This window comes from Streptomyces sp. NPDC046909, from assembly GCF_040644695.1.
Classification (GTDB): domain Bacteria; phylum Actinomycetota; class Actinomycetes; order Streptomycetales; family Streptomycetaceae; genus Streptomyces.
Window position 1 is genome coordinate 14,112 of the sequence record NZ_JBEYXC010000017.1, and the last position, 12,253, is coordinate 26,364.

Below are 12,253 nucleotides of genomic sequence, written 5' to 3' on the forward strand. Positions count from 1 at the left end.
ATCTCAGATCGGCAGGGTGACCCGCATCACGAGCCCTCCCCCCTCGCGTGGTTGTGCGTAGATGTGCCCGCCGTGCGCCCGGGCGACCGAGCGGACGATGGACAGACCGAGCCCCACGCCCTTGTCGCTGCCGGTGCGATCGGCCCCTCGCAGCCGCTTGAACGGCTCGAAGAGATTGTCGATCTCGTACGCGGGAACGACCGGGCCGGTGTTCGACACGACCAGGACCGCCTGGCCGTGCTGGATCTCGGTGGTGACCTCGACCCAGCCGCCCTCCGGCACGTTGTACCGTACGGCGTTCTGGACGAGGTTCAGGGCGATCCGCTCCAGCAGGACGCCGTTGCCCTGGACGACCGCCGACTGGCGCTCGCCCCGGATCTCGACCCCCTTGCCGTCGGCTTCCGCGTGCACCTGGTCGACGGCCTGCTCGGCCACCTCCGCGAGGTCCACGGGCTTGCGCTCGACGATCTGGTTGTCGCTGCGGGCGAGCAGCAGCAGGCCCTCCACGAGCTGCTCGCTGCGCTCGTTGGTGGCCAGCAGCGTCTTCCCGAGCTGCTGGAGCTCCACGGGCGCGCCCGGGTCGGAGAGGTGCACCTCAAGGAGCGTGCGGTTGATCGCGAGGGGTGTTCTCAGCTCGTGCGAGGCGTTGCCGACGAAGCGCTGCTGGGCGGTGAAGGCCCGCTCCAGGCGCTCCAGCATGTCGTCGAAGGTGTCGGCCAGCTCCTTCAGCTCGTCGTCCGGGCCGTCCAGCTCGATCCGCCGGGCCAGGTCCGAGCCGGCCACCGCTCGGGCGGTCCGGGTGATCCGGCCGAGCGGGGACAGGACACGGCCGGCCATGGCGTAGCCGAAGGCGAAGGCGATGATCGCGAGGCCGAGGAGGGCGAGGAGGGAGCGGCTGAGGAGGTTGTCGAGGGCGTGCTGGCGCTGTTCGTTCACGCACTCGTTGAGCGCGTGGTTGAGGTCCGCGGCGGGCAGCTGGGTGGAGCCGATGTTGCAGCTCTCGCTGGACACGGAACCGGTGACGACCTTGAAGGGCAGGTCACTGCCGACGTTCAGCGCGTTCGCGGCCAGCAGGTAGATGATCGACAGCAGCAGGATGCCGGCGATCAGGAACATGCCGCCGTACAGCAGGGTCAGCCTTATGCGGATGGTCGGGCGCAGCCAGGGGAACGGCGGCTCGACCCGCCGCGGGTCCCAGGTGGGCTTCGGGGGCGCCTGGGGAGGCGCGGGAGCGGCGGCCACGGCGGATCAGATCCGGTAGCCGGAGCCGGGCACGGTGACGATGACCGGGGGCTCGCCCAGCTTGCGGCGCAGGGTCATGACGGTCACCCGGACGACGTTGGTGAACGGGTCGGTGTTCTCGTCCCAGGCCTTCTCCAGGAGCTGCTCCGCGGAGACGACGGCGCCCTCGGAGCGCATCAGCACCTCCAGGACGGCGAACTCCTTGGGCGCGAGCTGCACTTCCTTGCCGTCCCGGAAGACCTCCCGGCGGTTCGGGTCGAGCTTGATGCCGGCGCGCTCCAGGACGGGCGGCAGCGGCACGCTGGTCCGGCGGCCGAGGGCACGCACGCGTGCCGTCAGCTCGCTGAACGCGAAGGGCTTGGGCAGATAGTCGTCGGCGCCGATCTCCAGGCCCTCGACACGGTCGCTGACGTCGCCGGACGCGGTGAGCATCAGCACGCGCGTGGGCATGCCGAGCTCGACGATCTTGCGGCAGACGTCGTCGCCGTGGACGAGGGGGAGGTCGCGGTCGAGGACGACCACGTCGTAGTCGTTGACGCCGATGCGCTCCAGGGCGGCCGCACCGTCGTACACGACGTCGACGGCCATGGCCTCCCGGCGCAGTCCGGTGGCCACCGCATCGGCGAGCAGCTGCTCGTCCTCGACGACGAGTACGCGCACGTCGCTTGTCCTTCCTGTGTCCACCCGCGTAGCGCTTCTCGGGGCACGCGGGCAGGGGCTTCGGTGAGTGTGTTGACCTCCATCCTGCCCTTTTCGGCCATAAGTCGGCTGTAAGACGGGTGAGGGCCGTCTGAAGCTCCGTTGTACGGCCGGGTGAAGGACAGGTGTGCGGCGCGGGAATGCGAGATTTTCTCGGTGGGTTGAGGTTTCCGTGACAGGGAGCGGGGGGAGGACGGCTTTACACCCCGCGATCACGCTCCGCATGTGCCGCACCACCATGCGGTACACCGCAATCCGCTTTCCGCAGAGCGGGCGTGGGTGTCCGGCGCCGTCGCCGCCCAGCTGGGCAGCGCTGGGCATCTGCTGGAGACGTGATCGCCCCTTCCGAACGGCACACCCCCGTGCCACCGACCCACGACCCAGGACGAGGGGGCGCAGCATGGACGCATTCACCGCAGGACTTCTGCAGCGCATAAGGACGACCGAGTCCGACCTGACGCGGGCTCGCGACGAGGGCGACGACTTCCTCGCCGAGGTGGAACAGGCCGAGCTCGACGACCTGCGCCGCCTCGCCGCCGAGCACGGTGTGGAGGTCGGCGCCTAGCGTCTGATCGGCTTTCAGCACGACGACGGGCCCCGGTGAATCCAGCACCGGGGCCCGTCGGCTTTTCTTGATTCTCACCGGATTCTCAGTCGACCGGATTCTCAGTCGTGCCAGGCTCCGAAGTCCTCCAGGAGGCGCTGGAGAGGTTCGAAGACGCCGGGGGAGCCCGCGATCGCCAGATCCCGTGCGGGGCGCTCTCCGGGGCGTCCACCGGTCAGGGCGCCCGCTTCCCGGGCGATCAGGTCGCCCGCGGCGAGGTCCCAGGCGTTCAGGCCGCGCTCGAAGTAGCCGTCCAGGCGGCCTGCCGCGACGTCGCACAGGTCCACCGCCGCCGATCCGCTGCGGCGGATGTCGCGGAGCAGCGGGATCAGCTTCCGGGTGACCTCGGCCTGGTGGGCGCGGACCTCCAGGACGTAGTTGAAGCCGGTCGAGACCAGGGCCTGGTCCAGGGGCGGGGCCGGGCGGCAGGCGAGCTCGCGTTCGCCCTCCCACGCGCCCGTGGCCCAGGCGCCCTCGCCGCGCACCGCGTGGTACGTCTCGCCGCGCATCGGGGCCGCGACCACTCCGACGACCGTCTCGCCGTCCTGCTCGGCCGCGATGGAGACCGCCCAAGTGGGCAGTCCGTACAGGTAGTTGACCGTGCCGTCGAGCGGGTCGATCACCCAGCGGACGCCGCTCGTGCCCTCGCTGGAGGCGCCCTCCTCGCCGAGGAAGCCGTCGTCGGGGCGGTGCGCGGAGATCAGGTCGGTGATCAGCTTCTCGGCCGCGATGTCCATCTCGGTGACCACGTCGATGGGGCTCGACTTGGTGGCGGCCACCGCGAGGTCGGCCGGGCGGCCGTCCCGGAGCAGGGTGCCGGCCTTGCGGGCGGCTTCCTGGGCGAGCCGGAGCAGTTCGGTGTGCAGGGGGTCGGTCACGGGGCTCCTCACGCGTAGGGGCTGTCGACGCCCGCGGCGGCGGGGCGGGGGGCGCGGGCCGGGCAGCAGCCGACCGGGCAGAGGTTGTGGCTCGCCCCCAGGGCGCCCAGGGCGCAGGGCGTGACCTCCTGGCCGCGCTCGACGGCGGCGCGCTCCAGGACCAGGTCGCGGACGGCCGCCGCGAACCGCGGGTCGGCGCCGACCGTGGCGGAGCGCCGCATCGGCAGGCCCAGCTCCTCGGCCTTGGCCTTGGCCTCCGTGTCGAGGTCGTAGAGGACCTCCATGTGGTCGGAGACGAAGCCGATGGGGGCGATCACGACCGCGGGGACGCCCGCCTCGTGGCGCTCCTCCAGGTGGTCGCAGATGTCCGGCTCCAGCCACGGGATGTGCGGGGCGCCGGAGCGGGACTGGTAGACGAGCCGCCAGGGGTGGTCGGCGCCGGTGCGCTCGCGCACCGCCTCGGCGATCAGCCGCGCCACCTCCAGGTGCTGCTCCACGTACGCTCCGCCGTCGCCGTGGTCCTCGACCGGCCCCGAGGTGTCCGCCGACGCGTTCGGGATGGAGTGGGTCGAGAAGGCGATGTGCGCGCCGTCCCGGACGTCCTCGGGGAGGTCGGCGAGGGACTGGAGGACGCCCTCGGTCATGGGCTCCAGGAAGCCCTCGTGGTTGAAGTAGTGCCGCAGCTTGTCGATCTTCGGCAGCTCGACGCCCTCGGCCTCCAGCGCCGCGAGCGAGTCGGCGAGGTTCTCGCGGTACTGGCGGCAGCCCGAGTACGAGGCGAACGCGCTCGTGGCGAGGACCAGGATGCGGCGCCGGCCGTCGGCGACCATCTCGCGCAGGGTGTCCGTCAGGTACGGCGCCCAGTTGCGGTTGCCCCAGTAGATCGGCAGGTCCAGGCCGTGGTCGGCGAAGTCCTTGCGCAGGGCGTCCAGCAGGGCGCGGTTCTGGTCGTTGATGGGGCTGACCCCGCCGAAGAGGAAGTAGTGCTGCCCGACTTCCTTCAGGCGTTCCTTGGGGATGCCTCGCCCGCGCGTCACGTTCTCCAGGAACGGGACGACGTCGTCCGGGCCCTCCGGGCCGCCGAACGAGAGCAGGAGCAGGGCGTCGTAGGGGGTGGCATCGAGCGCGTCTCGCATGGGTCGATCCTGTCATCCGGTACTGACAGGCGGGAAACGGCGGGGTGACGGACGGAGTTCCGGAACCGGCCCGCCAGGTGCATTAGGGTCACCTAACTCGTAAGCTGTATCCGCCGCATTCACGCCTTACTGGACTGTCGGCACCGCATCCGCGCCCGCAGCCGACCCCGTCCGACCGGAGACCCCCGTGCCGAGCCCCTACCTCGCCCTGTTCGCCGCCCCCGGCAGCAAGGGCTTCTCCGCCGCGGGGTTCCTCGGCCGGATGCCGCTGTCGATGATGGGCATCGGCGTGGTGACCATGGTGTCGCAGCTGACCGGGCGGTACGGCCTGGCGGGCGCGCTGTCCGCCACCATCGCGCTGGCCGCCGCCGTGGCGGGGCCGCAGGTCTCGCGGCTGGTCGACCAGCACGGGCAGCGCCGGGTGCTGCGGCCGGCGACGCTCATCGCGCTCACCGCGGCGGCCGGGCTGCTGTTCGCCGCGCACTACGGGTGGCCGGACTGGACGCTGTTCGTGTTCAGCGCGGGCATCGGGTGCGTGCCCAGCATCGGCGCGATGATCCGCGCGCGGTGGGCGGAGCTGTACCGGGGGACGCCTCGGCTGCACACCGCGTACTCGTTCGAGTCGGTGGTCGACGAGATCTGCTTCATCTTCGGGCCGATCATCTCGATCGGGCTGTCCACGGCCTGGTTCCCGGAGGCGGGGCCGCTGCTCGCCGCCTGCTTCCTGGCGGCCGGGGTCTTCTGGCTGACCGCCCAGCGCGCCACCGAGCCCGCGCCGCACCCGCGCGAGCGCCACCGCGACGGCGGCAGCGCGCTGCGCTCCCCCGGGCTCCAGGTCCTGGTGGCCACCTTCGTGGCGACCGGGGCCATCTTCGGGGCCGTGGACGTGGTCACCGTGGCCTTCGCGGACGAGCGGGGCCACAAGGGCGCCGCGAGCGTCGTGCTCGCCCTGTACGCGGCGGGCTCGTGCGCGGCGGGCATCGTGTTCGGGCTGCTGCGCTTCAAGGGGGCGCCCGAACCTCGCTGGCTGCTGGGCATATGCGCGATGGCCGTGAGTATGATCCCCCTCCTACTGGTCGGAAACTTGCCGTTTCTGGCCGCGGCGTTGTTCGTAGCGGGTCTGGCCATCGCTCCCACGATGATCACCACGATGTCCCTCATCGAGCAGCACGTACCACGCGCGCAGCTGACCGAGGGCATGACCTGGATCAGTACCGGGCTCGCCGTCGGGGTCGCGCTCGGCTCCTCCGTGTCCGGCTGGGTCATCGACGCGGCCGGAGCGCGCGCCGGGTACGGGGTTCCGGCGGTGTCCGGGGCCGTCGCGGTCACGGTCGGTTTCCTGGGGTACCGCCGGCTCAAGGGGCCGGCTACGGGTCGGGGAGGCACCGTTGAGCAGCACAGCGAGCGGGAAGAACGGCACGTGGCGTAACTGGGGCGGAAACGTCTCCGCTCGTCCCGCGCGGGAGGTCACTCCCGCCTCGGTCGAGGAGCTCGCCGACGCCGTACGGAAGGCGGCCGAGGACGGTCTGAAGGTGAAGGCCGTCGGCACCGGCCACTCCTTCACGTCGATCGCCGCGACCGACGGTGTATTGATCCGCCCTCAACTGTTGACCGGTATCCGCAACATTGATCGCGATGCCATGACGGTCACGGTCGAGGCCGGCACCCCGCTCAAGAGGCTCAACATGGCGCTCGCGCGGGAGGGTCTGTCGCTCACCAACATGGGCGACATCATGGAGCAGACCGTCTCCGGCGCGACCAGCACCGGCACCCACGGCACCGGCCGCGAGTCCGGCTCGATCGCCGCCCAGATCAAGGGCCTGGAGCTGGTCACCGCCGACGGCTCGGTGCTCAGCTGCTCCGAGAAGGAGAATCCCGAGGTCTTCGCGGCCGCCCGGATCGGCCTGGGCGCCCTCGGCATCGTCACCGCGATCACCTTCGCCGTGGAGCCGGTCTTCCTGCTCACCGCGCGCGAGGAGCCGATGCCGATCGACAAGGTCCTCGCCGACTTCGACGAGCTCTGGGCCGAGAACGAGCACTTCGAGTTCTACTGGTTCCCGCACACCGGCAGCACCAACACCAAGCGCAACAACCGCAGCGCGGGCCCCGAGAAGCCGGTCCCGCAGCTCCAGGGCTGGATCGAGGACGAGTTCCTCTCCAACGGCGTCTTCCAGGTCGCCCAGTGGGTGGGCCGCGCGGCGCCCGGGACGATCCCGTCGATCGCCCGGATCTCCAGCAAGGCCCTGTCCGCGCGGACCTACACCGACATCCCCTACAAGGTCTTCACATCACCGCGCCGGGTGCGCTTCGTGGAGATGGAGTACGCCGTTCCGCGCGAGGCCGTCATCGAGACGCTGCGCGAACTGAGGACCATGGTCGAGCGCTCCGGCCTCAGGGTCAGCTTCCCGGTCGAGGTGCGCACCGCGCCGGCCGACGACATCACCCTGTCCACGGCGTCGGGGCGCGACAGCGCGTACATCGCCGTCCACATGGTCAAGGGCACGCCCTATCAGGCGTACTTCACCGCCGCCGAGCGGATCTTCACCGCGCACGAGGGGCGGCCGCACTGGGGCAAGGTGCACACGCGCGACGCCGAGTACTTCGAGGGCGTCTACCCGCGCTTCGGCGAGTTCACTGCCCTGAGGGATCGTCTTGATCCTGACCGGCGGTTCCAGAACGACTACTTGCGGCGGGTGTTGGGCTCGTAGCGCCGGACGACTCGCTGGGCGTGGCGGACGGCGTCTCCCCACTGTCCCCACTGTCGCCGCTGTCGCCGCTGTCGTCCGAGGCGCTGGGAGTCGGCGTCGCGCTGGACGCCGTACCGCTGTCCGAAGAGGCGCTGGCCGACGGCGTGGCGCCATCGGCGCCGTCGGCCGTGGCGGACGGGGTGGCCGAGCCGGTCGAAGTGGGAGTGTCGTCACCGGAGTTCGAGGACGACGAGGAGTCGTGGCCGGTGACGGCACCGCTGACCGTGGTGCCGTCGCCGCCGCTGAAGCTGCTGCCGGAGACCAGTTCGTACGCGGTGATCCCGCCCATGGTGAGGCCGAAGACGAGGGCCGCGGCGAGGACCGGGCGCTTCCAGCCCCTGACCCGTGCTCGGTAGACCGTGCCCTCCGTGAACTCCCCCGGAGGGGGCGGCTGTTCCGCGGGCTGCGCCTTGGCGGGCACCGTCGCCTCCCGGAGCTGCTCCCCGGTGCGCCTGAAGAAGTGCTGGAAGACGGAGCCCCCGCAGGTGGCGATCACGCTGACGAGACCGGCGCCGAGGATCGTGCCGTAGACCCCGAAGTAGGAGGCGAGTTTGGCCGCCACCACGGCGGCCACCGCTCCGCCCGCCACCTGCGGCAGGTTCAGATCGATCCGCTTTTCCCTGACATCGGGCCTTTCACGCATTCCGGTGCCTTGCCTGCCTTTCCCGCACTTGATCAACCAACTGCACGAGAAAAGGACGTATGCGCGAAACCAATAGTTCCGTTTCTGGTGATTCCGTGAAGTACGCCACGTTCAAGATCCGCAATTCCGCGTCAGGGACGGCCAAGTTGCATCTCTTGCAGGAAGTTGAGCGGCGTGCCAATCCACGCACGTGGCCCAAATGGAGTACTGTTGCGAACCCTGGGTCCGGTCTCCCGCCTGGGCGTCCATGACCTCAAGGGCCGCCTGGAGGGGGCTAGTTGCACAGGGTGACGGAGTTGGTCACTTAGCGTTGCGAATAGATAACCGTGCCATAACGGCGATCCAGGGCCCCGGCCCGACACGCCGGGCAACTCGGCAAGGTTGTGGCAGGCTGCACCCGGGCAGGCCACACTCGACTAGCGGAAGCAGCGACGCACGTGACGTCGGCAGGCACCACCCGGGAGGTCCCCATGCCCGAACTGCGTGTCGTGGCCGTCTCGAATGACGGCACACGGCTGGTGCTGAAGGCTGCGGACAGCACGGAGTACACGCTTCCGATCGATGAGCGTCTGCGCGCCGCGGTTCGCGGCGACCGTCCCCGCCTCGGCCAGATCGAGATCGAGGTGGAGAGTCATCTCCGCCCCCGCGACATTCAGGCACGTATACGCGCCGGTGCGTCGGCCGAAGAGGTCGCACAGCTCGCCGGCATCCCCGTCGACCGCGTACGCCGCTTCGAGGGCCCCGTCCTCGCCGAGCGCGCGTTCATGGCCGAGCGGGCCCGCAAGACACCCGTCCGCCGGCCCGGTGAGAACGCCGGTCCGCAGCTCGGCGAGGCCGTCCAGGAGCGACTGCTGCTGCGCGGCGCCGAGAAGGACACCGTCCAGTGGGACTCCTGGCGCCGCGACGACGGCACCTGGGAGGTCCTGCTGGTCTACCGGGTCGCGGGCGAACCCCACTCGGCGAGCTGGACCTACGACCCGCCCCGGCGGCTCGTCCAGGCCGTCGACGAGGAGGCCCGCTCGCTGATCGGCGAGTCCGACGACCTCGCCGCGCCGGAGCCCAGCTTTCCGTTCGTTCCGCGGATCGCCCGGCTGCCGCGCGACCGGCCGCTGGACCGCGCCCTCGACCGGCCGAGCCTGCCCGCGCCGACTCCCGAGCCGGCCGAGGAGGCCACGGCCGAGCGCGACTCGCTGACCAGCCTGCTGGAGGCGGTCCCGAGCTTCCGGGGCGACCTGGTGGTCCCGGAACGCCCGTCGGAGCCCTCCGCCCCGGTGGAGGAACCGCCCGCCGAACCGGCGGAGGAGGAACCCCCCGCCCCGGCGGCCTCGGCCGGCTCCGCCTACGCGGACGTCCTCATGCCCCGCTCCGTCGGCAGCCACCGCGACCGCCTCATCGGCTCCACCGACCGCCAGGCCGAGGCCGACGGCGTCCGCCCCGGCCGCCGCGCGGCGGTCCCGAGCTGGGACGAGATCGTGTTCGGGACGCGGCGGAAGAAGCAGGAGTAGTCGGTCGTACGGTTGTGGAGACGGCCGTACGAGGATGAGGGCCCGCGCCGGTCAACGGCAGCGGGCCCTTTCTCTGCTCAGCCGGCGGACATGCGTGCCGCCTGGGGCGGCACGGGTGGGCGCTGGGGGTCCCCCTCTGGGGGAGGCATCCCGTCAGCGCCGGGCCGCGCGCCCCACCCTCACCCGGCCCCCACGCCGGGCTACTGCGGATCCGGCCCCACGGCGACCGGCCGGGACGGGTCCGACGACCACTCCGACCACGAACCGACGTACAGGGAAGCCGGAATCCCGGCCACCGCCAGCGCCAGCACCTCGTGCGCACCGGAGACGCCCGACCCGCAGTACACGCCGACCTCGGAACCGTCGCTCGCCCCGAGGGCCTTGAACCGCGCCCCCAGCTCCTCCGCCGGGAGGAAGCGCCCGTCCGGCCCCACGTTCTCGTTCGTGGGCGCGGACACGGCGCCCGGGATGTGGCCGCCGACCCGGTCGATCGGCTCGACCTCACCCCGGTACCGCTCCCCCGCGCGCGCGTCGAGCAGCACCCCGGACCGCGCCAGCCCCGCCGCGGCGTCCGCGTCGAGCAACCCCACGGCTCCCGGGGCCGGTTCGAAGTCGCCCTCGGCGAGCGCGGGGCCGGGGAGAGACGACTGAAGCGCCCCCTCCCAGGCCGGCAACCCGCCGTCGAGGACCCGCACGTCCGGGTGACCCGTCCAGCGCAGCAGCCACCACGCGCGGGCGGCCGCCCAGCCCTGCCCGCCGTCGTACACGACCACCGGAGTCCCGGCCGACACCCCCGCCCGGCGCATCGCGGCGCCGAACTCCGCGACATCGGGGAGCGGATGCCGGCCGCCCACGCCGGCGGCGGAGGCGAGTTCCCTGTCCAGGTCGACGAAGACCGCGCCGGGGATGTGCCCGGCCGCGTACTCGGCCCGGCCGTCGAAGGGCGGCTCACCGGCCGCTTTGGCCACGCTCAACTGCCAGCGGACGTCGAGCAGAACGGGCGGGTGCTCCCCCACCAGGGCGCTCGCGAGTTCGGATGCGGAGATGATGGCGTTCATGGCCCCCATCCTCGCGCACGGGGTGGCCGCTTCGTCCATGTCCGGCTACTCTGCCAGGCCGGGCAGGTCCGATCACGAGGCGTACGGGATCGGGCACATGCTGTACAGCCGATCGACACCCGTCGGCAATCATGCAGAAACGGACGGGAAACCGCACACCGGGCATTCTGCGGACATGGGACATCGAGCGGCGGCGCGCCCGGAGCGCGCCGCGCCACGGGTGGTGCGAGCATCGGCACGGGGTTCCGGAGTGCGGTGGTGACACGGCCGCCGCAAGGGGTCGAGGAGAGAGTGACGATGACCGGCGAGACGCACACTCGGCACGCGCCCGGCACGCCCTGCTGGGTGAGCCTGATGGTGCACGGACTGACCGCGACCCAGGACTTCTACGGCGACCTGTTCGGTTGGGAATTCCAACCCGGCCCTCAGCAGCTCGGCCCCTACGTCCGGGCGCTCCTGGACGGCCAGGAGGTCGCCGGTATCGGCCAACTCCCGCCCGACCGCCACCTCCCCGTCGCCTGGACGCCCTACCTCGCCTCGGACGACGTGGACCTGACCGCGGAGACGGTACGGCTGTGCGGCGGCACGATCGGGGTGGGCCCCCTGGACGCGGACGAGGCGGGCCGCCTGGCCATCGGCTCGGACCCCGCGGGCGCGGTCTTCGGCGTCTGGCAGGCGGGCGCCCACCGCGGCACGGGCATCGCCGGGGTCGCAGGCACTCCCGCCTGGCACGAGTTGCTCACCTTCGAGTCGGAAAGCGTCGCCAAGTTCTACGAAACCGTCTTCGCCTACGAGGAGGAACCGGTCGTCTCCGCCGACATCGACTACGTCACCCTCCACGTCGCCGGCCACCCCGTCGCCGGCATCCACGGCGTCGGCAACTCCCTGCCCCGCGACCGGGGTCCGCACTGGATGACGTACTTCGAGGTCGCCGACACCGACGAGACCCTCCACCGCGTCACCGCCCTCGGCGGCCACATCCTCACCCCGGCCCACGACAGCCCCCACGGCCGCGTGGCGACGGTGGCGGATCCGGAGGGGGCACGCTTCTCGCTGGTACAGGGACCGCGCTGAGGCGCGGCTCTGCGTCCGGGTCTCTAGGACACGGGCAGCACGTCGGGTGACAGTGCCGCGGCTTTCGACGTGGCCGCGGTCATCCTGCGGCGGTGGTGGCGGCGGCACAGGACCTCGTAGCCGATGGCGTCCGCCTGGTTGACGTCGCCGACCACCACCTGGGCGCCCTCGACGACCATCTCGCCGCCTATCGTGCGGGCGTTGTGTGTCGCGCGAGCGCCGCACCAGCACAGGGCCTCGACCTGGAGGACCTCGACCCTGTCGGCCAGCTCCACCAGCCGCTGGGAACCCGGGAAGAGCTTGGAGCGGAAGTCGGTCGTGATGCCGAAGGCGTAGACGTCGAGGCCGAGGTCGTCGACGACGCGCGCGAGCTGGTCGATCTGTTCCGGCGCCAGGAACTGGGCCTCGTCGGCGATGACGTAGTCCGCGCGGCCGCCCTGGGAGAGGTGGTCGACCAGGTAGACGTAGAGGTCCTGGCCGTCCTCGACCTCGACCGCGTCCGTGACCAGGCCGAGGCGGGAGGACAGCTTGCCCTCGCCCGCGCGGTCGTCACGCGTGAAGATCATGCCCTGCAGGCCGCGCGCGGAGCGGTTGTGCTCGATCTGGAGAGCCAGGGTCGACTTCCCGCAGTCCATGGTTCCGGAGAAGAACACCAGCTCGGGCATGG

General features: G+C 71.5%; 12 protein-coding genes. 5 read left to right on the forward strand and 7 right to left on the reverse strand.

From position 1 onward, the window contains the following. Positions 1-3: 3 nt before the first annotated feature. Together ABZ928_RS40930 and ABZ928_RS40935 are read right to left on the reverse strand one after the other, a co-directional pair. Positions 4-1,242 carry a HAMP domain-containing sensor histidine kinase gene (locus ABZ928_RS40930; protein ID WP_361530666.1) on the reverse strand — a complete coding sequence of 413 codons (1,239 nt, stop codon included), beginning with the start codon at positions 1,240-1,242 and terminating at the stop codon, positions 4-6. Positions 1,243-1,248: 6 nt separating this feature from the next. Further along, on the reverse strand, positions 1,249-1,902 hold the full coding sequence (locus tag ABZ928_RS40935) for a response regulator transcription factor (RefSeq protein ID WP_007385219.1): 654 nt from the start codon (positions 1,900-1,902) through the stop codon (positions 1,249-1,251). A gap of 439 nt (positions 1,903-2,341) precedes the next feature. Here ABZ928_RS40935 and ABZ928_RS40940 point away from each other — a divergent pair, with 439 nt between their 5' ends. Further along, entirely contained in the window at positions 2,342-2,506 is a 165-nt protein-coding gene (locus ABZ928_RS40940) for a hypothetical protein (protein ID WP_361530669.1), read from the forward strand. Between the two features lie 101 nt (positions 2,507-2,607). Here ABZ928_RS40940 and ABZ928_RS40945 read toward each other — a convergent pair whose 3' ends face one another. Both ABZ928_RS40945 and ABZ928_RS40950 read right to left on the reverse strand, forming a co-directional pair. Then, positions 2,608-3,423, reverse strand: a complete 816-nt coding sequence (locus tag ABZ928_RS40945; protein ID WP_361530672.1) for an inositol monophosphatase family protein — start codon at positions 3,421-3,423, stop codon at positions 2,608-2,610. A gap of 8 nt (positions 3,424-3,431) precedes the next feature. Further along, positions 3,432-4,559 (reverse strand): ferrochelatase, encoded by a 1,128-nt coding sequence (locus ABZ928_RS40950; RefSeq protein WP_361530675.1) that lies wholly within the window; start codon positions 4,557-4,559, stop codon positions 3,432-3,434. A gap of 187 nt (positions 4,560-4,746) precedes the next feature. Here ABZ928_RS40950 and ABZ928_RS40955 point away from each other — a divergent pair, with 187 nt between their 5' ends. Both ABZ928_RS40955 and ABZ928_RS40960 read left to right on the forward strand, forming a co-directional pair. Then, the gene (locus ABZ928_RS40955) at positions 4,747-5,988 is read left to right on the forward strand and encodes an MFS transporter (RefSeq protein WP_361530678.1); all 1,242 of its coding nucleotides are present in this window, start codon (positions 4,747-4,749) and stop codon (positions 5,986-5,988) included. After that, positions 5,948-7,267, forward strand: a complete 1,320-nt coding sequence (locus ABZ928_RS40960; protein ID WP_361530681.1) for a D-arabinono-1,4-lactone oxidase — start codon at positions 5,948-5,950, stop codon at positions 7,265-7,267. The genes ABZ928_RS40955 and ABZ928_RS40960 overlap by 41 nt, the downstream gene beginning before the upstream one ends. On the opposite strand, the gene ABZ928_RS40965 is transcribed toward ABZ928_RS40960, so the two are convergent. Further along, complete coding sequence (locus ABZ928_RS40965) at positions 7,191-7,949, reverse strand: hypothetical protein (protein WP_361530684.1); 759 nt, start codon at positions 7,947-7,949, stop codon at positions 7,191-7,193. The two genes, ABZ928_RS40960 and ABZ928_RS40965, sit on opposite strands and share 77 nt — an antisense overlap. Before the next feature lie 470 nt (positions 7,950-8,419). On the opposite strand from ABZ928_RS40965, the gene sepH reads away from it, so the two are divergent. After that, on the forward strand, positions 8,420-9,454 hold the full coding sequence (sepH, locus tag ABZ928_RS40970; RefSeq protein WP_361530687.1) for a septation protein SepH: 1,035 nt from the start codon (positions 8,420-8,422) through the stop codon (positions 9,452-9,454). Positions 9,455-9,654: 200 nt separating this feature from the next. Here the strand turns inward: sepH and ABZ928_RS40975 are convergent, their stop codons facing one another. Next, positions 9,655-10,512, reverse strand: a complete 858-nt coding sequence (locus tag ABZ928_RS40975; RefSeq protein WP_361530690.1) for a sulfurtransferase — start codon at positions 10,510-10,512, stop codon at positions 9,655-9,657. A gap of 297 nt (positions 10,513-10,809) precedes the next feature. Between ABZ928_RS40975 and ABZ928_RS40980 the strand changes: the two genes are divergently transcribed. Next, positions 10,810-11,586, forward strand: coding sequence for a VOC family protein (locus ABZ928_RS40980; protein ID WP_361530693.1), 777 nt, complete (start codon positions 10,810-10,812; stop codon positions 11,584-11,586). A 23-nt stretch (positions 11,587-11,609) separates the two neighbouring features. On the opposite strand, the gene ABZ928_RS40985 is transcribed toward ABZ928_RS40980, so the two are convergent. Continuing rightward, the gene (locus tag ABZ928_RS40985; protein ID WP_361530696.1) at positions 11,610-12,251 is read right to left on the reverse strand and encodes a thymidine kinase; all 642 of its coding nucleotides are present in this window, start codon (positions 12,249-12,251) and stop codon (positions 11,610-11,612) included. Positions 12,252-12,253: the final 2 nt, after the last annotated feature.

What these genes read in the sequence shown, in the direction of transcription:
- ABZ928_RS40950 (WP_361530675.1), bottom strand. Translation starts at nt 4,559, where the DNA reads ATGCGAGACGCGCTCGATGCCACCCCCTACGACGCCCTGCTCCTGCTC.
- ABZ928_RS40985 (WP_361530696.1), bottom strand. Translation starts at nt 12,251, where the DNA reads ATGCCCGAGCTGGTGTTCTTCTCCGGAACCATGGACTGCGGGAAGTCG.
- sepH (WP_361530687.1), top strand. Translation starts at nt 8,420, where the DNA reads ATGCCCGAACTGCGTGTCGTGGCCGTCTCGAATGACGGCACACGGCTG.
- ABZ928_RS40975 (WP_361530690.1), bottom strand. Translation starts at nt 10,512, where the DNA reads ATGAACGCCATCATCTCCGCATCCGAACTCGCGAGCGCCCTGGTGGGG.
- ABZ928_RS40940 (WP_361530669.1), top strand. Translation starts at nt 2,342, where the DNA reads ATGGACGCATTCACCGCAGGACTTCTGCAGCGCATAAGGACGACCGAG.
- ABZ928_RS40980 (WP_361530693.1), top strand. Translation starts at nt 10,810, where the DNA reads ATGACCGGCGAGACGCACACTCGGCACGCGCCCGGCACGCCCTGCTGG.
- ABZ928_RS40965 (WP_361530684.1), bottom strand. Translation starts at nt 7,949, where the DNA reads ATGCGTGAAAGGCCCGATGTCAGGGAAAAGCGGATCGATCTGAACCTG.